The sequence below is a fragment of the Chamaesiphon sp. genome (genome assembly GCF_041738855.1).
In the GTDB taxonomy this organism is placed as follows: domain Bacteria; phylum Cyanobacteriota; class Cyanobacteriia; order Cyanobacteriales; family Chamaesiphonaceae; genus Chamaesiphon.
Window position 1 is genome coordinate 36,659 of sequence record NZ_JBGSPA010000191.1, and the last position, 20,289, is coordinate 56,947.

Here is a 20,289-nt window from a genome sequence, read left to right on the forward strand (position 1 = left end):
CAAATGGTTACCACAAGCGCAGGGATTGACGGCACGACTGGGGCTAGCGCGTAAACAATCGATCGTATTTAAAGGTTTTGTCACCTTTATAGCCAGTCAACTCAGCTAGTTTTGCCAGTTTCTTGACGCCACCATCGAGCTTGCCACCGATGCTCCATGTCGGAAATCCTTTAATCCCCGCTTTGGTACAGGCTTCGGGCTGCGGATTCTTTTTGGCATCAGCAGCACATTCGACATTGGTGACTTGCTCCCAAGCTTCTTTACCAAACAGTTGCTTCTGCTCGAAGCAATGCGGGCACCAGTAAGCACTATACATCTTGGCACCTGTTTGGGTCAGATACTTAGCCAACTCGATCTCAGCAGGCCCAGACGTAGACTCGATCTGCCAACCGATCCCTGGCTCGGGTGGGGTTGTCGGTGCTAGCGAATTGATTTGACCGCCGATCGCCGTATTGTACAACACCAGCGATACCAATAATGCTGCTAGTCCCGCACCCATTCCTGTAAAAATTATTTGCCCGACATCTTCCCACTCATGTCCGACGATTGTCAGTCCCAAGATCGTAAAGGTAAAGATGGCGGAAGCAATGCAAAACGGACAAGCCGCTTTAATCACAAATGCCAGCAAATACATCAGATAGATACTAAATACTGACAGCCCTACTCCAGCCAGAAATAACCCCAGCCAAGTGAGTCGATCGAGCTGATTGTAAGCTGATTTATTAGTTTTGGGATCGATTAAAGTTGGCGCAAATGCCATCGCGGCAACGGCAACGTAACTCAACAATCCCAAACCAGTCAGTGGCAAGTTACCCACATTTGCATAGGGACTAGTGAGGACGATCTGACAGCCTTCAGTGCCACAAACGCCATTGTTACTAACTTTTACCCATGTTAGATAAGCTGTGACACAAATACCCAGCAGGGCAACGATCCCAATTAGCAATCGTGAGTATTGATGAATCCAGGGGACTTGACGACGTTTCATAATGGTGGATGGTGAATGGTGAATGGCTAAGTCTCTACCTCTATCCCTAAAGCCTAAAGCCTGCTTGGTGCGCTAAACCCTCGGGGAACCCTACGTATCGCGCATCCGCTAAAGCCTAAAGCCTAAAGCCTATCTATGAATTTTCATCGCATCGATCGCGCGTTGTACGGATCTACTGGCGATATCCTGACGAATTGTTTCGACAAATTGACTGACGCGAATTGGATCGATCGAGTTCGCGATTTTGCCTTGACGTTTGAGGGAACTCGAAACGATAACGCCATCGGCAAATTGCATTAAACCGCTGATATTATCAAAACTCGCACCACTGCCGATGATGATGGGAATATCGCCAGCCGCCGCTTTGGCGAGCTGGAGATCGGCGAGGCTCGGGGGACTACCAGTTGCTACGCCAGAGATGATTGCTGCGTCTGCTAGACCCCGCTCGATGGTTTCTTTGACCGCAGTAGTGAGGTCGCTCGAACTTAGGGGGTGGGCGTGTTTGACGAGGACATCTGCCATGATTTTGACATGCGATCCCAGTTCGCGTCGATACCTAAGTAGCTCGTAGGCGCAGCCTTCGATCGTGCCTTGATCCGTTGCCATGACTCCAGAGAGGACATTGACGCGGATAAACGCCGCTCCCGTACAACTCGCGATCGCCATCGCACTCAGGCTATCATTCCGTAAGACATTGATCCCGATCGGAATCGATACCAATTCCATCAACTGCGATACCACCGTCGTCATCGCACTGACTACCGCCGGATCGACGCGGCTTTTAGGGAAAGGTGCATCAAAAAAGTTTTCGACAATAATCCCATCCACACCGCCAGACACCAAGGCGACTGCCTCCTGCTCGGCGCGATCGATAATGGCACTGAGGCTACCGCTCCACCGCGCCGAAGTCGGTAGCGGTAGCAGATGGACTACGCCAATAATCGGCTGAGTGGTGTTGAAAATTTGCTTTAAATTCACGGTTTGTGTTTTAACTAGGCGGACGGCGATTGCCGCATCAACTTCGGCGGTGGCAGCATCGAACCGCGATCCTCAAGATCCACCTATATTATCCACAAATTAGGTATGAGTCGCTCACAACTAATCGATCTCTACTCACCAGTCACTGGCTATGAGTCAATATTTTCTATTTTACATTTCGCAACATTGTGCTAAGATATAGCAGGATCGCTGAAATTATCGCTCCATCAAGCAACCAAATTTAGAGATGGCACTGGCGATCGCCAGAATTTGCCAAATTCTAGTCAAGTCCGAGCGGACAGCAACCGAACTTCAAGATCGAGCCAAAACCTGCATCGATCGGGTGAGAATTACGATCTGCATCGAGCAAATTTGGACAGTGGTGCGGGTATGGAGTACAATCGCCACTCTCATCTGAACCAGAAGCTACATTCAGCGAACGGGATTGACTGAGCTGCAAATTACCCTCAGCTACACCAACTCATACCGCATCGCCGCAATATCATCACTATCTCAATTACTGTTGGAGACAAATCTACCAAGACTACATGGGCAACAAGCCAACCATCGCCATCTCTCACTTAGGTTGCGAAAAAAATCGCATTGATAGTGAGCACATGCTCGGACTGTTAGTACAAGCAGGATATGAGGTAGATGCTGACGAAACCGCAGCAGATTATGTCATCGTCAATACCTGTAGCTTCATCGATGCTGCGCGGGCAGAGTCGATTCAGACGCTAGTAGAACTAGCCGAAGCTGATAAAAAAATCGTGATAACGGGCTGCATGGCGCAGCATTTTCAGGAGCAGTTACTTGCAGAAATACCTGAAGCCGTCGCAGTCGTCGGTAGTGGCGACTATCACAAAATCGTGGATGTCATCGAACGCACTCTCAACGGCGAACGGGTAGTAGACGTCACCCCGGAGCCAACTTACATCGCTGACGAGCATACCCCCCGCTATCGGACGACGACTGAAGGTGTCGCTTACCTGCGCGTAGCCGAAGGTTGCGACTATGCTTGCGCCTTTTGTATCATCCCGCACCTACGGGGCAAACAGCGTAGCCGGACGATCGAATCGATCGTCGCTGAAGCGCAAAGATTGGCAGATGAAGGCGTTCAGGAACTGATCTTGATCTCCCAAATCACCACCAACTATGGGATCGACATCTATGGCGAACCAAAACTCGCCGAACTCCTGCGCGCCTTGGGCAAAGTAGACATGCCGTGGATTCGGATGCACTACGCTTATCCCACCGGACTGACACCCAAGGTCGTCGCTGCCATGCAGGAGACAGCAAATGTGCTGCCATACCTCGATCTACCATTACAGCATTCCCATCCGGAAATCCTCCGTGCCATGAATCGCCCGTGGCAAGGACAGGTCAACGATCGCATCATCGAGCGACTCAAAACCGCACTCCCTGATGCCGTCATGCGGACGACACTGATTGTCGGCTTCCCTGGGGAAACCGACGAGCATTACCAACATCTCCAATCGTTCTTGCAACGGCATGAATTCGATCATGTTGGGGTATTTACCTTCTCCGCAGAAGATGGAACTCCCGCAGCTACCTTGCCCCATCAATTGCCGCAAGCAGTGATGGACGAGCGACGCGACGGGATCATGGCGATCCAACAACCAATTTCACTCCGCCGCAATCAAGGTGAAATCGGTAAAACTGTGGATGTCTTAATCGAACAGGAACATCCCGACTCCGGGTTGTTGGTGGGCAGATCTGCCAGATTTGCACCAGAAGTGGACGGATTAGTGTATGTTAGTGGGAGTGCCCGCCTCGGGTCGATTGTTTCTGCTAAAATTCACGCCGCCGACCACTACGATCTTCACGGCGAGATCGTCTATCAGTAACTAGTAAACAGCGATCGGTTATCCGGCGATGTCAAGCTTCGAGCTTGGACATTAAAATGATAAACAGTCGTTACTAACTACATAGCTGTTAAATTCAGAATCTAACATCTATTTAGATTTTGAATTGGAGCGAAGACGCTAGAATTCAGTATCAAGACCGATTATTCGACAACAATTCATCAGCAGAATCTCCGCCTCGCATGTGATGCGAACATTCTGTAACTATTTAGTATTGCTTTTATTGGTGCAGGATTACAGCTAATTCTCACCCAGCCCCTGACTGAATGGTTCAAATATTGGGTACGATGTTTTCCCCGGTTTATCTACTGATTAATTCCTAAAGATTAGCTCCTAACTTTTCGATATCAAATCATACCGATCCACTTAACTACAAATTATGACCGTTTCTTTCTCTACCCTTGGACTTTCCGATCGTATCGTTACTCAACTGGAAAGCCTGGGGATTACTGAACCCACCAATATTCAAGAACAAGCCATTCCCTACCTGTTAGCTGGTAAAGATGTCGTCGGACAGTCCCAAACCGGAACTGGTAAAACTGCTGCTTTTGCACTGCCGATGATCGAGCGGATCGATTGGCAACGTCCAGTTGTCCAAGCCCTCGTCCTGACTCCCACCCGCGAGTTGGCAATGCAGGTATCTGCTGCCATGAAAACCTTTTTGGGCGGTAACGAGCGTCGCTCCCCGATCCTGACCGTCTACGGCGGACAAGCGATCGACCTCCAAATTCGTCGCTTGGAAAGTGGTGTTGCGGCTGTCGTCGGTACACCAGGACGCGTAATCGACTTGATCAATCGCGGTCATCTCCGCCTCGGACAAGTCGAATGGTTGGTACTCGATGAAGCAGATGAAATGCTCAGTATGGGCTTCATCGACGACATCGAACTGATTTTGAGCAAATTGCCCACCGAACGCCAAACCGCCTTCTTCTCGGCGACGATGGCACCCCCCATTCGCTCATTGGTCAACCGCTTCCTCAAGTCGCCTGTGACAGTCACAGTCGATCAAGTCAAAGCCGCACCATCCAAAATTCAGCAACAGGTTTACTTCATCCCGCGTGGCTGGACTAAGGCTCAAGCTCTGCAACCGATCCTCGAACTAGAGCAGCCCGAATCGGCAATCATCTTTGTCCGTACCCGTAAAGCCGCAGCCGAACTCACCAACCAACTCCAATCTGCCGGACACAGCGCAGATGAGTATCATGGCGACCTGACCCAAACCCAACGGGAACGGCTCCTAGCACGCTTCCGGGGCGACAAAGTACGCTGGATCGTCGCGACAGATATCGCCGCACGCGGTCTCGATGTCGATCATCTCAGTCACGTCATCAACTACGATCTCCCCGATAGCGTCGAGAACTACATCCACCGAATCGGTCGGACGGGTCGTGCGGGCAAAGAAGGCGTAGCCATCTCCCTGATTCACTCCTTGGATCGCCGCAAACTCCAAGCGATCGAACGTCGCGTCAAACAGTCCCTCACTGTCTGTCAAATCCCGACTCGCGCTCAAGTAGAAGCGTCTCATGTCGATAAGATTCAAGGCAAGGTCCAAGAAGCTCTCTCCGGCGAACGGGTAGCTTCCTTCCTACCAATCATCGCCAAGATGAGTGAAGAATACGACGTTCATACTGTCGCTGCTGCTGCACTGCAATTGGTATACGACCAAACGCGTCCAGCATGGCTCGACATGGAAGAACCCCAAATGCAACACGATCGCGGTGGCGAACGCTCTTCCAATAGCTTCAAGCCTCGTGGTGGTAGCGATCGTCGTAGTGGCGGCGGTGGTGGTGCTGGTGGCAAACCAGTCCTCCGCAGTGGTGGCGGTGGCGGTGGTGGTCGGTACGATCGTCGCGACAGTGCCCCTCGCAACGAGAGCAGTCGCTACGAACGTGACAGCCGCGACAACCGCGATAGCCGAGGTGGTTTTCGCAGTGAAGAACGGGTATAACTACTGAGTTCGATCTTGGTCGATCGACTGATGTCAATCGACTAATAATTAGTTTAAATAAGCTAGAGAAGGTGGGTCATACCCACCTTTTAATTTAACTATGGTGCGAGTAGAGCGATCCTCATCTTGGTGGTGCTTGCGCCGACGATCGCCGCTGCTGCTGTGAAAATCGCTCGACTGAGATCGATCGCCTACGCCTAGACGTGATAATTTAAGTAGGGGCGTCACAAAATTTGTAAAAAAACATTAAGATCTAGTGCCAAGGAGGTAGAGATCGTCATTACAGATTTAGACGAGAGCATCGCTCGGCGGCGATCGGTGGTGATTACCAGCTATATTCCGGTTCGGAGCAGATCGACTGTGATGAGATGGAGAGCAGGGACACTGTTGTGAGTTGTGTACGTACCCAAAATTGAGGCGATCCCCCACGGGAAATCCTGCAAGCAAGCTAATTTAATTCCAGTCTGGAGGAATTTTTATATGTCTATTCGTTTATATGTGGGCAACTTACCAAAATCTGATGTAGAACGGGATGAACTCCAAACCGTTTTTGCTGATGCTGGTGAATTAGTTTCGGTCAAAGTGATCAAAGATCGCAAGACTGGTAAGTGTCGTGGATTTGGCTTTGTCACCGTCGAAACTGACGAACAAGCCGACCAAATCATCGAAAAATATAATGGTGCGCTGTTCCAAGAAACACCGATCAAAATTGAGAAGGCTTTGCCCAAAGCCAAAGAACAAGACGATGAAGATGGCGAAACTAGCGAACCTACCGAGCCTAGAGAACCGAGCAGCGTTCCCAAACCCAACCTCAGTAATAAAGGGAGTGCTACAGCCGCTAGTGCTAGTGCTACTCCAGTGGCGACTCCCCGCCGCAGTACTGGCGGTAGTGCCAAAAAAGGCGGTCGCAAAGAGGGCAATAAGACAACTGCGGGTAGTGGCACATCCACGAGCAGTACCACCACTGATAGTTTCCAGCCCGATCCGCGCTGGGCGGGCAAACTCGCCGAACTCAAGGATAAATTAGCTCAATCTGGCAATCTCTAACTTGCCAAATGGCACCAGTAGAGATGACAGACTGCAATTGCTTGCAGGTATAATTGACAATTGCTAGGAATATTTATGTTCCTGGCAATTTTTCGATCTGGTGGATGGTGGATGGTGCTCTCGAGAGGCAATTCATCGATTTGGCAGATCTGACGCTATCAATCATCAGCTGCTGGCACTGCGCCTGAAGTACTTGCCAAATCTCGATTTTGGCGATTGAGATCGGGATCTAAGTAGCGACCTTCTAGTAGCGATTCTGGATTCGTAGTGGTGAGCTGTTGACGACGAGCAGCGGTGGCTCCTCGATCTTGCCACGTTTGCCAAGCAGCTTTGACACCGACCCAGACACTCCGAGTACTTACCTGGGCATTTCCTGCCTGTTTTTTGACCTGGGCGAGACTCACATCGACTTGCTGTACCACGGTAGTGGCACTCTGCACCCCTTGAGACATTTCATCACTCAGATCGCTCAATTCCAATCCGGCTAGTCTAATTGCTTCAAGCGTCGGTGGCAATTCTCGATCGAGCCTGTCGAATAACTTTTCGGCACTCCGCGCTGCCCGCGACAAGTCTTGAATGGCTGGAAAAGCCGCAACCAACAGTGCTGTCAGACTGACAGCCACCAGTAGCATCGAGCATCCCAACAGTAGTAATGGGTCGATAACAGCTAGCGTACTATTCATCCACCTCACGAGCCGCTGGCGGGCGATCGGCATTGAGTTCGCGGACGGATTGACTAGCGACAATACCCGCCGAGATCGCCGTCGCTAATCGATCGAGTGTATCATGCCAGCGATCGCCAGCCGCTGTCGAGAGTCGATCGGCTTGAAATTGGACGCTACTCGAAATATCTTCAGCCATCTGTGGCACTGCGGTTACAGTTTTACTCAAAATCTTGCGGGTGTCTCGCCCTCGACATGGAGCCACTAGCAAACCTGTAACAGTCCCAATTGCCGCACCTAAGAAAATGCCACCGATAAATGTTCCACGATTTTTACCTGCCATAGCTCGATACTATCCAACCACATCTATACTAGTTTAGACCGATCTTCGTCTTTTTCAGTTCGCCTCGCCACAATAGTGTTCATTGTCATCCCAATTTAAACTAGGACTTATCATCGGGATGTGGGGTGGCAGTATCTGGCGACTCAACCAATGCCCGCAGCCGGAGCCAGACTGTCAAAATCAGCAATAGCGCGATTCCTACTGCCGTGATGACGATCGCCATCTGTCTGATTCCTGGCTGAATCCGCATCGCAATAATGCCGCCAGCGAGGGTAATCCCCCACAAAATAACTGCCGAATGTCTTTGAGAAAATCCCTGTGCCAACAGCCGATGATGTAGATGATCTTTACCTGGTGTACTCAGGGGGTTTTGTCCCGACAGGAGACGCTTGATGATGACTTGGCTCGTATCTACCACTGGGACGAGAAATAATAGCACCGTCGGAATCAACGAAGTAATCGTCGTCACCTTGGCACTACCCAAAATACTGGTAGCTGCCAAGACATAGCCCAGAAAGTAAGCTCCAGCATCTCCCATAAAAATCCGTGAGGGATGATAATTGTGCCGCAAAAATCCCAACGCCGCCCCAGCGACACCCGCTGAAACTAGCGTCGCCGCAGCTCTGGCTTCAAATTGAGCGGAAGCCGCCAAAATCGTCATCGCCGTGATAAAACTCACCCCACCCGCTAAACCATCGATCCCATCCATCAAATTCACAGCATTGGTGATCCCGACAATCCATAACACGGTAGCAATAATTGATAAGATCCCATCGATCGGTGCCCCAAAATAGACAATATGGATTTGGATGCCACACACCACCAATAATAGTGCCGCCAAAATCTGGATCAGTAGCCGAAATAGTGCTGGCAATCCCCCAAACTGATCGTCAATAAATCCGACGAGGACTAGTACCGAGCCACCGAGTAGGATCGCTAGAATCGCTACTTGGACTTTTGCCAGCACGATCGGTGCGAGACAGCCCGCTAAAATAATTGCAGCGACTACCCCCGTATAGATTGCCAGTCCGCCCGCATTTGGGCGCGGTTCTTGGTGCAGTCTGCGGGCATTGGGTTCGTCTGCCCAGCCTACTTTGAGCGCGAAAGTGCGTACCTTGGGAATAAATAGATATGTGACTATCCAGGCAAACATAAAAGTCAACACTACGGATAACCACCCACGCCCGTAGGGGTCAGCAACACCAATCGAATTCATGAAACTCTCAAAAGTCATGCAGATTTTTGTGTAAAAGTAGGAAGGGAAGGATCGAGGGGAAGTTTAACCGCTGTAGGTCAAGCGCGATCGTGATGATGATGTAACCGCACGACTCGCTCTCGATCTGCTAAAGCAGTGCTTGAGCTATCGAGGCTATTGTCTACTTGTGTAGGCGCACAAGTCAAACATACTCCAAAAAATTCGAGAGTGTGGTAATAAATTTTAAATTGATGGAGTGATTCTAGTCGATGTTCCAACTGTTCGGCCGGGCACTCATCGATCGGCACGGACTCACCACAGTGCAGACACGTCAGATGATGTCGATCGGCTTGGACACAACTATACAATGATTCGCCAGTCAGTAATGTTCGACCTTGGACGATCCCTTCCAATTTTAGACTCTCAAGGGCACGGTAGATCGTCGCTAGCCCCACTGCCCGATCGCGAGTGCGTAGCTCTACATAGATATCTTGAGCCGAAAGTGCGCGATCGCATTGCTTGAGTAGTTGTAAAATACGTTCTTGGCTGCGAGTTCGCTCTGATTTCATAGGATTATGCTTTAGGATTCGACTTTAGGGATTAGGCTTTAGGCTATGAGAATAATCTATAATCGGAAACCTCTACCTTGATTTACCAATAAACTAGGAACGTAGATTTTAAAGTCGAAGACCGAGATCGCAATAACAGCCAAGCTTGGTACTGGTTTACAATTGAGGGTGGTAAATTTAAATTGTCACGCTCTACATATCTAATTATCGCAAAGTTGAGGGATTCCGTTGCATCAAAAATATCAAGCCCGTATTTACGTCACACTTCGTCCCTCTGTCCTCGATCCAGCGGGTACGGCAGTCCAGTCAGGTTTGGCACACATGGGCTACCCTGATGTCGAGAGCGTCCGCATCGGCAAATACATCGAAGTCAACCTCAGTGCCACAGATGAGACAGCCGCACACCAACAACTCGATCGCATGTGCGACCAACTTTTCGCCAATCCAGTGATTGAGAACTATCGAATTGAATTAGTCTAGGCTTTAGGCTTTAGGCTTTAGGAAATATGAACCCTACTAACTAACTCTCCGTCTTGTCTTGATGCGCTAAACCCTCGGCAAAGCCGACGAGCGCGCATCGCCGCGTACTCCCCTTACTCTGCGCCCTCTGCGTATTCCCTCATTGTGAAATTCGGCATAATTGTCTTCCCTGGTTCCAACTGCGATCGCGATGTCGTCTATGTGACTCGCGATCTGCTCGGACAACCCACCCGTACCATCTGGCACGAAGAGACGGACTTACACGATGTCGATGTCGTCGTGATTCCGGGTGGTTTTAGTTATGGTGACTATCTGCGCTGCGGTGCAATTGCCAAATTTTCACCGATTATGCGGCAAGTTGTCGCTCACGCCCAGCAAGGTAAATATGTGTTGGGGATCTGTAACGGTTTTCAGGTGCTCACCGAAGCCGGATTACTGCCTGGGGCACTAGTTCGCAATCGCGATCTCCACTTTATTTGCGACAGGGTGCCGCTCCAAGTCGTGCATACCGACTCCATCTGGACTCAAGGCTATCATACCACTGCGACGATCGATCTCCCGATCGCTCACGGCGAAGGCTGCTATCATGCCGATCCCGACACACTCGATCGCTTAGAAGCCAATGGACAGGTATTATTTCGCTATGCTGGCACCAATCCCAATGGCTCCCTCAATCAGATCGCTGGCATCTGCAACGAATCCAGAAACATTATCGGGATGATGCCTCACCCCGAACGCGCCGCCGATCCCCTGCTCGGTAATGCTGATGGGATTCATTTATTCAAAAGTTTGATTTAAATAGTTGACAGTTGACAGTTGACAGCGAATCGCTACCTTCTACCCTCTACCCTCTACCCTCTACCCCCTAAAGCCTAAAACCTAAATGAACACTGGTAAACAAGGGGAAGAGATTGTCGTCCAGTGGCTGATCGATCGCGGTGGCAAGATCCTGTATCATCGGTGGCGATGGCAAAGAGGTGAAATCGACCTGATCGCGATCGAATCTGATACCCTGCTGTTTATCGAAGTCAAAACCCGCAAGCGATCGAATTGGGATACCGACGGATTGCTGGCAATTACGCCCCAGAAACAAGCCAAAATACTTACCGCCGCCGCGCTCTTTTTAGCCAAACATCCATATCTGGCTGACTATCCTTGTCGCTTTGATGTCGCCATCGTCCGCCATCAACCCATGCACCAACCCATCCTCGGTACACCCCTCCACATATCGACAGACATCGCGGCTGGAGTGCGTTTGCTCTTAGTTGATTATCTTGTTGATGCGTTTGATGTGACTTAGCCGCACTAGTGTGTAATCCAAAGGACAACTTCGAGCCGATTGGAACACAGATCGGGCAAAAGGTATCAGTTCACAGGCAAACTAGACGGGGATCGCAATTTTTTAATAATTAGCAAATCTCAACCAAAAAAATGTGTCGATCGACACAAAAAACCTTGGTTGCAAACATGCTTAAAAAGCGATCGGCAACACGCTGAGATTGAGGACAAATACGTTATGATATCTCAGTAGATTTACAGTTGCGACCAGAGTGTCGATCGAGACATGATGCAAGTATTCCGTAGATCTTCAGGTACCAACTGACGTTGGTAGATTGAGGCTGATGAACGCAAATGACCGAGTTCGATCGTTTTTTATGGAAATGACTTGCGAGGGTGTGTAGTTTATCTTGAGATGAACATTCCACCGTAAAGCAACGTCATTATAGTTATCTTCACAAGTGCCATTAATACATCTCATATTATGGGTTCTAATCTATCAAAGCTTGCTCGTCTGCTCGCAACTAGAATTATGTCACAGGAAACTATCAATTCGGTAAACTTATCCAAGCTAGACCCACTCAAGCCGCTCCGCAACTGGTTGGACAACCTCAAGATTTCCAATCCGCGCCTAGCTCACCAGCTTTGTAAACTCATCCCCTCCCAATGTCCCTTCGAGCGCGATCTCAATTTGTTTGGACGCACACTGCTACACATCCCACCGATGTGCAAGCTCAACCCCCTCTATGATGAAGTCGTGATGCTCCGATTCAAGGCGATGTGCTACTTAGCTGATGAGTGCGGCGAAGATATCAGCCAATATTGCTAACAGTCACTCGACCCGCACAGGTCGCTAGGGCTTAGAATAAAGATTCCAGCCCAAGACTCGATCGAATATGTCCAAGCAACAGTCGCCCCAGCAGCCAGAACCACATTCGACATTAGCCGAAATTCGGGCAACGCGCCTGGTTAAAGCCGACAAACTCCGCGCACTAGGGATGAATCCCTATGCTTACAACTGGATATCTACCCATCAAGCTGCGGCGTTACAACTAGAGTACGCAGATCTCGCCAATAGTGGAGAGGTAGATATCCAAGTCTCGATCGCCGGACGTATTATCGCGCGGCGAGTGATGGGTAAGTTGGCTTTTTTTAGCATTCAAGATGAAACAGGTACGATTCAGCTCTACCTCAACAAACAGCAGATCGAAACGGGGATGGCGGACATCCCCGATGCTTTTAGTCATCTCAAGCAATTGACCGATGTCGGGGATATCATCGGCGTCAAAGGCAAAATTGCCCGCACAGAAAGAGGCGAATTGTCCGTACTCGTCACCGAGTACGTGATGTTGACAAAATCCCTGCTCCCATTGCCAGATAAATGGCATGGTTTAACCGACGTCGCCAAACGCTACCGTCAACGATACATAGATACGATCGTCAATCCCGCAGTCCGCGATACCTTCAGAAAACGCGCCCAAATTACTTCCGGAATTCGTCGCTATCTCGAAGATCTCGACTTCATTGAAATCGAAACTCCAGTCTTGCAGTCAGAAGCTGGTGGTGCCGATGCGCGACCGTTTAATACGTACCACAATACGCTAGAGATGCCACTGTATCTGCGGATTGCCACCGAGTTGCACCTCAAACGGTTAATAGTAGGTGGCTTTGAGAAGGTATTTGAATTGGGGCGAATTTTTCGGAATGAGGGCGTATCTACCCGCCACAATCCCGAATTTACCAGCATCGAGGTGTATCAAGCCTATGCTGACTATGAGGATATGATGACGCTCACTGAGGGAATGATTACCACCGTCGCTCAGTCAGTGCTGGGGACATTGGAAATTGATTATCAGGGTACACCGATAAGTCTGGCGGCTCCGTGGCGGCGAGTGACGATGCACGAGATCGTCTTAGAAGTCACTGGCTTAGATTTTAGGAGCTTCGACTCGCTAGAAACAGCTCAAGCAGCCGTCAAAGATGCGGCTATTGGTGGCTGTGATGACGTTAAATCACTCGGAAAACTCTTGAATGAGGTATTCGAGCAAAAGTGTGAAACGAGCCTGATTCAACCCACCTTCGTCCTCGATTATCCCGTCGAAATCTCGCCCCTTGCCAAACCCCATCGATCGAAACCAGGGATCGTCGAGCGGTTTGAGTTATTCGCAGTCGGGCGCGAATTAGCCAATAGCTTCTCGGAATTAACCGATCCAGTCGATCAACGGGAACGCTTGGAGCTGCAAGCCGCCCGCAAAGCCGAAGGCGACAACGAAGCCCACGATGTCGATGAAGACTTCCTCACCGCGCTCGAATACGGGATGCCCCCCACAGGCGGCTTAGGGATCGGGATCGATCGATTGGTGATGCTCTTGTGCAATTGTGCCAGCATCCGCGACGCGATCGCCTTCCCGCTCCTTAAACCAGAACAGAGTGACGAACAATCTGAAGACGCATAAATCAACTTAGGGTGTGTTATCCCGAAGGGTAACGCACCGTTATTTTCTATGACTGAACTAATTTTATGATTGTGCTTAGCAATAGTTACGATCGCTTGGTGATGCTCTCATGCAATTAATTGTGCCAGTATCTGCGATGCGATCGCTTTCCCACTCCTCAAACCAGAATCAATCGAAGAAGCTAGCGAAGATTCATGATTTTGGGGCAATTCATCAATTGCCCTGTCGGCTACCGCTCTGGCTCCCACACAAAATCAGCAGGCTGCGATCGCTCGAAGTTAACATCATTACTAAGTAAAACTGTTTTTTGGCGAAACTTGGGATTCGCCAATCGCCGCTTGACCCGCTCGGGAATCCCATAACCGTAGATAATATGCGAATTACCCGCAATGACAATTGTTTGATGCTCGGGATTTTGCCGGACAAAATTGGCAACTCGTTCCGCCATCGTCTCATCCCACAATAATTGGGCAGTATAAAACCTGTCAAAACTGTTACTGGCGATCGATACCATCCCCGCATGTTGCTGATAACTCGCCAAGATCATCTCTTTATATGCGAGATTGGAACGATCGATCTCGGCAATAGGCGGGATCGATTGCAATTCTGTGGCAGTGAGGCTCTCCAATCCCTGCTTGGCAGCCTTGCGCGTGATTTCTGTCGGCGTATTCAGGGCGATAACTGGTAAGCGATGAGCTTTGGCAAATTCCAGGATCGGTGCGTAGGATTCCCATTTATACCCCCACCGTTTATCGAATTCTGATTGTTGGCGCAACTCGGCGGCAGTAATCGTACCTGCCAAATAGCGATCGAGCAGTGGCTGCGCTGGACGTTGAAACATTTCCATCCCGATCGCCAGTTTGGGATTGTGCTTTAATAATGCTTGGATAATCGCTAGCTGCTGCTGACGATCTGACTCGCGATCGTGAGTTTCGCCGAGATAGACCACATCAGCAGTTTGAAGCTGGTTGACGATCTCCTGTTGTGATGGTGTAAACCCTTTCTGGCTCTGAGTTGTGGCTGGTGCAGCGCAAGTCGGCATCACTACGATCGTATTGCTGGCTACAATGAGAATCAACCCCCATACAAGTGTGGCAATCCGACGTATATTCATGTTGGAGCTAGATATTAATATTTAGTTAACATAACGCACAACATCTTTGTCCGCATCGCTCATTGAGGCTAGCTATTATGTCAGAAACTACAGATCTTCGCGCCCAAATCCCCTCAACCAGCGCAATCGAGAAATTGAGCTATCAAGCTATGTCCGCCAATTGGTTTGAATACCCGATCGTCGTGTACCCTCACCATACTGATTATGGCGGCATCGTCTGGCATGGTGCCTATCTGACGTGGATGGAAGAGGCGCGGGTAGCCTGTCTCAAATCGATCGGGATTGATTTTGCCGATTTGGTGGCTATGGGCTGCGATTTGCCTGTGGTAGATCTCTCAGTTCGCTATCACCGCGCGCTCAAAATGGGCGAATCAGCGATCGTCAAAACCCGCACGATCGATATGGAAGGGGTACGAATCGTCTGGGAATATGAGATCCAGTCAGTCGATCGCGATGTCGTCTATCTTACAGGGATGGTGACGCTAGTAGCTGTCGATCGCGAGAAGGGGAAGATCATGCGTCAGCTACCAACTACAGTTAAAGATGCACTTGTGAAGTTGCGAGAATAGTTAAATTGGATGGTGAATGGTGGATAGAGTAGTAGCGATTTCGTAGTAGGCACTGTCTTGTCTCCCTAAACCCTCGGGTTACCCGAGGAACGGGAGCCGCTGCCCACCAGCTAAGGTTCACGCAATCTCTATCTCATCAACATTTATCGCCATCGCCACTTAAATCGAAATCTCAGCCTTATTACTCCAATACACTTCCTCTAGACCCACTTCAAAATCTTCGGTCATCCACACCAACCCCGCTTGAGTGACCTTGCCGTCTATCATCGTCACTAGCGAGAAATTGCGGAGAGTCCGTTCGATCGTTGAAATAATCCGCGGACACCGAGCAGCATTGAGATAGACGATCCCATCAGGACGAACGACGATGGGCTGGCGCAGCCGTTCTTTAGTATGCCTGAGTTTGTGGTGCATGTGACCGAAGGCGACCAGTGGGAGCGATTTGCCCTGGGATTGGAGGATCGCGATCGCCTCTGCCAAGTCAGGATCGCCATAATCTCCACCTAGGCTCTCACCCCAGTCCTTGCCACAGATCGATTCGGGTTCTGCTCCTAGTCCCGTGGGGCCATTGTGCCCGATGATGATGAGATGTTCGCAACTTGCCGTTCCCGCTACCTCGACAATCCGCTGCGTGGATGCTGCAAAACTATCGACACCATACCTAGTTTCATAAAAATCATTATACTTCCAGGTCGGGCCGCCCCAGCTAAAGGGACGACTCCCAACCACCGAGAGATTGAGATCGGGAAAATCTAATTTACCATAGCCGACATAACTGACCCCCAGCAAGTCTGTTTGTTGCTGCACGCGGTCTTCGATCAGCGGGTCATAAGGACTCTTGCTCCGCCCCCAATCGCTAGCGGTATACCAGGCATCATGATTGCCAAAGATGGCTGCTTTGGGCAGATCGAGGGTGGCAAGGCGGGCGACCAATTCTACTGATTCGTTACCGAAATCACCAACCAATAATACTAAATCGACATTGAGATGGTGCAGCGCAATCTCATCTGCCGTTTCCCATTGGTCGTGGACATCGCCAACGATCGCAATTCTGATAGGTTTTGGTGGATTCTCCAGCATGATTTTGATTGGCACTCAGCTTGCGCTCTCACCATTATACGGGAGAAATGAGCCACTCCCTACCCCCTTCATCCTTAAAACCTAAAGCCTAATATCCATACTCCCTCTATCCCTAAAGCCTAACACCTAAAACCTAAAGCCTAGTATCCCCTCAAGGAGACTTATAGGTAAAGAAGTTATTCAGAATGCCGATCGATTCGACCCGAGCATTGAACCGGACTTCGGGAATTGAGATATCCGATCGATAGATACTAAACAAAATCCAGTTTTGACGTGTGGTGGTAGCCGCCAGCAGGGGTCGAAGTTGTGGCGTGTAAGTTGCGATCGCCGCCTGACAAGCTCCCTCGATCGCGATCCCAACTCCCGCAGCCGCGCGGCTGCATTCGGATCTAGCAAGGTCGCCAACTCGATCGACTGCATAGCTTTCATATCCGGCTGAGCCAGGATTGGTCAATCCCAGTCCGCACCCCAAGATCCCCAGTAAGATTAGTTGCCACAGTTTCATATCATCACGCACTCACACTAAAATTATTCTACTGTAGCCCTAGACTAATTTGGCTAATTCATGTTATATTTATATATGCGAGTAAATCGTGGCGAGCGTGGCCAAGTGGTTAAGGCAGAGGTTTGTGGTACCTCCACTCGCGGGTTCAAGTCCCGTCGTTCGCCCTAAAAAATTGATAAAAAATACCCCTAATCACTGATTAGAGGGTGTTTTTTATCAATTTTAGGTTTTAGGTTTTAGGTTTTAGGGATCTGCCTGATGGCGGGACTTATCAATCCCTGTCCGAATACAACGAGATCGACTCTCAACTCACATTCAGACTCCGAACGCGACCGCTGACAGGCAACTTGACTGCAAACTCCGTCCAGCCGCCAGTACTAGCGACCTGAATTTGACCATTGAGTTGCCGAACCAACTTTTGGACGAGAGCTAGTCCCAAACCGCTGCCGCCTTGGCGCGATCGATCGCTACCTGGAATCCGGTAAAATTGCTCAAAAATATGGGGGAGATGTTTGGCGGCGATTTCGGTCTGATTTTTGACGACAATCGTCAGCCACTCAGAATGAGGATCGCCATCGATCGCTACTATAATTTGACCGTCTACTTGAGTGTACTTACAGGCATTATTCAATAGTTCAGTCAAAATTTTAGTCAAGCCAAATCGATCGACTTCCAGCGTGGAAATTGATTCAGACACAGCCGTACTCAATCTTTGGCGGTCGCTTCTAGCACGATGTCTAAATGGTTCGATCGTCGTTGATAGCCAGATACCGATCTCAACTGGTTCGATCTCAACTGGTTCGATCGCCAATTCCAAGCGTTGGAGTTCTAAAATATTATTTATTAAATCCACTTCGCGATCGCATTCTTGTTCGAGTATTTCTAAATATTTTTCGGCCCGATGTCCTGATAATAATTCAGCGATTTGGGGATCGGCATCGAGACTAGTTTTGAGCATCCGCATTGCCATTTTGATATTCATCAATGGTGCCCGCAAATCGTGAGAGATATGATTGATAAACTCATCCTTCTGTTGACATTTAGACTCTAGTTCAGCGATGCGCTCGATTAATTCGGCTAGATCTGACAGGGGTGAAGACTTCACTTGATGCTGACGATTGGTAGCTGTAAATCTGCTGAGTATATTCATCGCAGTTAGGAGTTGTTGACCTAAAGCTTGAACCCAAGATAGATCTTGAGCTGTCCAGACACTATTGAGATTTCCAATTAGACAAATTCTGCCCCACAGCTCAATTCGTTCGTGATTAGCTACATCGGGTTGTTCGAGTAGAGGGACAAAGATATATCGATCGCAAATATTGATATTCATGACTGTCGTCATCGCTGTGAATTCAACAATTTCTCGCTCGTGTAGACGGCGGTCGATCTCGGCGGCTTTGTCGGGTTCTAAACTTAAAGTCAATTGTCCGATATCTGGTAACTGAGCAAGCGTCAACCACCGATGTAACTGTGGTTGATATTGTTGAATTAATACCCCATTCAGAACTAAAATTTCCTGAATTTGAGCGGCGGTGAGTTGACACAGATAGGTTGAGTCGATGTGACTGTGCATGGATGATTATCGGGGTTCTATTGTCAAATAGCGATCGATCCAATCGATCTGCCTAGTCGCGCGATCGATAAAATTTGTTACAATCTAGAGATAAAGTACAAAAAAAGTCCATGAGCGATCTTCCAGAGCAAGAACCACGCCAACCAGTAGAAACAGCAGTGCTGGAGCAACAGTTGGAGAGTGCAAATCTGCGCGATCGGATGGTAGCATTAGCCTCACTACGAGATGTTCCTGCCGATGTGGCATTGCCACTGATCAAGAAAGTGCTCAATGATGAAAGCTTACAACTGCGATCGATGGCAGTGTTTGCTTTAGGTGTCAAAGCCACATCCGAATCTTACCCGATTTTGATCGAGATCCTGGCTAACGATCCAGATTATGGTATTCGCGCCGATGCCGCAGGTGCGCTGGGTTACCTCGAAGATATCCGCGCCTTTGAAGCACTCGTTCGAGCTTTTTATGAAGATACCGACTGGTTGGTACGGTTTAGTGCGGCTGTCTCCCTTGGCAATCTCAAAGATCCGCGTGCTTTTGATGTGTTGATCCGCGCCTTGGATTCACCAGAAGTAGTCTTGCAACAAGCAGCGATTGCGGCATTGGGTGAGATTAAAGCGATTGCAGCGGTCGATCGACTGGTACTATTTATTGAAGCTGAAGACTGGCTAGTCCGTCAACGCTTGGCTGAAGCATTGGGACAACTCCCTAGTCCTAAGAGTATTTCCGCGCTCAAGTATCTCACCAAAGATAGTCAGCCAAATGTCGCCGCCGCTGCTACCATCTGTCTCCAACGACTAGAAGAGTAGTTAGGTTTTAGGCTTTAGGCTACCATCTGCCGCCAACGACTAAAACAGTAGGGGTAAAGGGGGAAAGGGTAACGGATAAAGGAGCCAAACGCCCAATCTGCCTTCTATCCCTAAAACCTAAAGCCTAAGACCTAATTACCTCTACCCCTAAAGCCTAAAACCTAAAACCTCATCATGAACGTTCGCGAATTTTTTGAATTGAGTGCTGGCAAATGGTTTTCGCAAAAAACTAGCCAACATTTGACATTGAAACAGTCAGAACATGGTAAATCCGATCTAACGATCGCGATTTTACCCACCGACAATCCCCACGCAATCCAACTGTGCCAACAAATCAGCATCGCGCCTGACTCGATCTGGGGTGCGATCGCCTACACTTGGAAAGGGACGATAAGCGGGGATACCCAACCCCAAACTACCACCAATCGCCAGGGTGAATCGATCGCGATTGTAGTTGCTGATGCGCCAGATGCTAGTACTGGCAAGCTTTATCACGCGCAGACTAGCACTAGTCCATTTGCCAAGGATGCTGCCCTGACACCTCAAGTCGCTCGGTATACACTGGGTGATGATGATGCACTGACTCTAGTCACAGCAGATGGAGATAGCTCTGCGGAGGAACGAATTTGGTTCGAGAGTAATAACGTGCGACTCCGTACCACCATTGTTACGCAGCCAAATGGTGACTCGTTAGCTGCTTTCTATTCTGAAATTCGGATGGGAGGCTAGAGTAGATATTATCTGGATAATTGCGCTCAGTGCCTAGCTTGTAGCGATTAGATCACCAAATGAGTGACAGTACCGACATGAACTAC

21 protein-coding genes, 1 tRNA gene and 1 pseudogene are annotated in these 20,289 nt (G+C 49.3%); 13 read left to right on the forward strand and 10 right to left on the reverse strand.

Features of this window, described 5'->3' with window-relative positions:
* Window positions 1–43: 43 nt before the first annotated feature.
* Together ACEW9I_RS20510 and btpA are read right to left on the reverse strand one after the other, a co-directional pair.
* The gene (locus tag ACEW9I_RS20510; RefSeq protein ID WP_373542183.1) at window positions 44–988 is read right to left on the reverse strand and encodes a vitamin K epoxide reductase family protein; all 945 of its coding nucleotides are present in this window, start codon (window positions 986–988) and stop codon (window positions 44–46) included.
* Between the two features lie 129 nt (window positions 989–1,117).
* The gene (gene btpA, locus ACEW9I_RS20515; protein ID WP_373542184.1) at window positions 1,118–1,966 is read right to left on the reverse strand and encodes a photosystem I biogenesis protein BtpA; all 849 of its coding nucleotides are present in this window, start codon (window positions 1,964–1,966) and stop codon (window positions 1,118–1,120) included.
* A 247-nt stretch (window positions 1,967–2,213) separates the two neighbouring features.
* Here btpA and ACEW9I_RS20520 point away from each other — a divergent pair, with 247 nt between their 5' ends.
* The 4 genes from ACEW9I_RS20520 to ACEW9I_RS20535 all read left to right on the forward strand — a co-directional run bounded on the left by ACEW9I_RS20520 (window position 2,214) and on the right by ACEW9I_RS20535 (window position 6,847).
* Window positions 2,214–2,384 carry a hypothetical protein gene (locus ACEW9I_RS20520; protein ID WP_373542185.1) on the forward strand — a complete coding sequence of 57 codons (171 nt, stop codon included), beginning with the start codon at window positions 2,214–2,216 and terminating at the stop codon, window positions 2,382–2,384.
* A gap of 130 nt (window positions 2,385–2,514) precedes the next feature.
* Window positions 2,515–3,834: a 30S ribosomal protein S12 methylthiotransferase RimO gene (gene rimO, locus ACEW9I_RS20525; RefSeq protein WP_373542186.1), complete on the forward strand. Its 1,320-nt coding sequence runs from the start codon at window positions 2,515–2,517 to the stop codon at window positions 3,832–3,834.
* 397 nt (window positions 3,835–4,231) lie between these two features.
* The gene (locus ACEW9I_RS20530; protein WP_373542187.1) at window positions 4,232–5,800 is read left to right on the forward strand and encodes a DEAD/DEAH box helicase; all 1,569 of its coding nucleotides are present in this window, start codon (window positions 4,232–4,234) and stop codon (window positions 5,798–5,800) included.
* 480 nt (window positions 5,801–6,280) lie between these two features.
* A complete protein-coding gene (locus tag ACEW9I_RS20535) occupies window positions 6,281–6,847 on the forward strand; it encodes an RNA recognition motif domain-containing protein (RefSeq protein ID WP_373542188.1) in 567 nt (188 codons plus the stop codon).
* A gap of 158 nt (window positions 6,848–7,005) precedes the next feature.
* Here the strand turns inward: ACEW9I_RS20535 and ACEW9I_RS20540 are convergent, their stop codons facing one another.
* From ACEW9I_RS20540 to ACEW9I_RS20555, 4 genes and pseudogenes are all read right to left on the reverse strand, one after another.
* Window positions 7,006–7,530: a DUF948 domain-containing protein gene (locus tag ACEW9I_RS20540; protein WP_373542189.1), complete on the reverse strand. Its 525-nt coding sequence runs from the start codon at window positions 7,528–7,530 to the stop codon at window positions 7,006–7,008.
* Entirely contained in the window at window positions 7,523–7,852 is a 330-nt protein-coding gene (locus tag ACEW9I_RS20545; protein WP_373542190.1) for a YtxH domain-containing protein, read from the reverse strand. Before ACEW9I_RS20545 ends, ACEW9I_RS20540 begins: the two co-directional genes overlap by 8 nt.
* Before the next feature lie 100 nt (window positions 7,853–7,952).
* Complete coding sequence (locus ACEW9I_RS20550) at window positions 7,953–9,068, reverse strand: glycosyltransferase family 4 protein (protein WP_373542191.1); 1,116 nt, start codon at window positions 9,066–9,068, stop codon at window positions 7,953–7,955.
* 167 nt (window positions 9,069–9,235) lie between these two features.
* Window positions 9,236–9,616 (reverse strand): annotated as a pseudogene (locus ACEW9I_RS20555) (Fur family transcriptional regulator); the annotation flags it as partial.
* 228 nt (window positions 9,617–9,844) lie between these two features.
* Here ACEW9I_RS20555 and purS point away from each other — a divergent pair.
* From purS to lysS, 5 genes are all read left to right on the forward strand, one after another.
* Entirely contained in the window at window positions 9,845–10,096 is a 252-nt protein-coding gene (gene purS / locus ACEW9I_RS20560; RefSeq protein WP_373542192.1) for a phosphoribosylformylglycinamidine synthase subunit PurS, read from the forward strand.
* 144 nt (window positions 10,097–10,240) lie between these two features.
* Entirely contained in the window at window positions 10,241–10,894 is a 654-nt protein-coding gene (purQ, locus tag ACEW9I_RS20565; RefSeq protein WP_373542193.1) for a phosphoribosylformylglycinamidine synthase subunit PurQ, read from the forward strand.
* Between the two features lie 85 nt (window positions 10,895–10,979).
* Window positions 10,980–11,396, forward strand: coding sequence for a YraN family protein (locus ACEW9I_RS20570; RefSeq protein WP_373542194.1), 417 nt, complete (start codon window positions 10,980–10,982; stop codon window positions 11,394–11,396).
* 510 nt (window positions 11,397–11,906) lie between these two features.
* On the forward strand, window positions 11,907–12,203 hold the full coding sequence (locus ACEW9I_RS20575) for a Mo-dependent nitrogenase C-terminal domain-containing protein (RefSeq protein ID WP_373542195.1): 297 nt from the start codon (window positions 11,907–11,909) through the stop codon (window positions 12,201–12,203).
* A gap of 67 nt (window positions 12,204–12,270) precedes the next feature.
* Window positions 12,271–13,830 (forward strand): lysine--tRNA ligase, encoded by a 1,560-nt coding sequence (gene lysS / locus ACEW9I_RS20580; protein ID WP_373542196.1) that lies wholly within the window; start codon window positions 12,271–12,273, stop codon window positions 13,828–13,830.
* Between the two features lie 229 nt (window positions 13,831–14,059).
* Here the strand turns inward: lysS and ACEW9I_RS20585 are convergent, their stop codons facing one another.
* Window positions 14,060–14,944 (reverse strand): ChaN family lipoprotein, encoded by an 885-nt coding sequence (locus ACEW9I_RS20585; protein WP_373542197.1) that lies wholly within the window; start codon window positions 14,942–14,944, stop codon window positions 14,060–14,062.
* Window positions 14,945–15,021: 77 nt separating this feature from the next.
* On the opposite strand from ACEW9I_RS20585, the gene ACEW9I_RS20590 reads away from it, so the two are divergent.
* Window positions 15,022–15,513 (forward strand): acyl-CoA thioesterase, encoded by a 492-nt coding sequence (locus ACEW9I_RS20590; protein ID WP_373542198.1) that lies wholly within the window; start codon window positions 15,022–15,024, stop codon window positions 15,511–15,513.
* Between the two features lie 159 nt (window positions 15,514–15,672).
* On the opposite strand, the gene ACEW9I_RS20595 is transcribed toward ACEW9I_RS20590, so the two are convergent.
* Both ACEW9I_RS20595 and ACEW9I_RS20600 read right to left on the reverse strand, forming a co-directional pair.
* Complete coding sequence (locus ACEW9I_RS20595) at window positions 15,673–16,593, reverse strand: TIGR04168 family protein (protein ID WP_373542199.1); 921 nt, start codon at window positions 16,591–16,593, stop codon at window positions 15,673–15,675.
* A gap of 151 nt (window positions 16,594–16,744) precedes the next feature.
* The gene (locus ACEW9I_RS20600; protein WP_373542200.1) at window positions 16,745–17,098 is read right to left on the reverse strand and encodes a DUF4359 domain-containing protein; all 354 of its coding nucleotides are present in this window, start codon (window positions 17,096–17,098) and stop codon (window positions 16,745–16,747) included.
* A 91-nt stretch (window positions 17,099–17,189) separates the two neighbouring features.
* Here ACEW9I_RS20600 and ACEW9I_RS20605 point away from each other — a divergent pair.
* Window positions 17,190–17,262, forward strand: a tRNA-His gene (locus ACEW9I_RS20605).
* A gap of 140 nt (window positions 17,263–17,402) precedes the next feature.
* Here the strand turns inward: ACEW9I_RS20605 and ACEW9I_RS20610 are convergent.
* Window positions 17,403–18,671 (reverse strand): sensor histidine kinase, encoded by a 1,269-nt coding sequence (locus ACEW9I_RS20610; protein WP_373542201.1) that lies wholly within the window; start codon window positions 18,669–18,671, stop codon window positions 17,403–17,405.
* Between the two features lie 110 nt (window positions 18,672–18,781).
* Here ACEW9I_RS20610 and ACEW9I_RS20615 point away from each other — a divergent pair, with 110 nt between their 5' ends.
* Window positions 18,782–19,474, forward strand: coding sequence for a HEAT repeat domain-containing protein (locus tag ACEW9I_RS20615; RefSeq protein ID WP_373542202.1), 693 nt, complete (start codon window positions 18,782–18,784; stop codon window positions 19,472–19,474).
* Window positions 19,475–19,648: 174 nt separating this feature from the next.
* The gene (locus ACEW9I_RS20620) at window positions 19,649–20,203 is read left to right on the forward strand and encodes a phycobiliprotein lyase (RefSeq protein ID WP_373542203.1); all 555 of its coding nucleotides are present in this window, start codon (window positions 19,649–19,651) and stop codon (window positions 20,201–20,203) included.
* The last annotated feature ends 86 nt before the right edge of the window (window positions 20,204–20,289 follow it).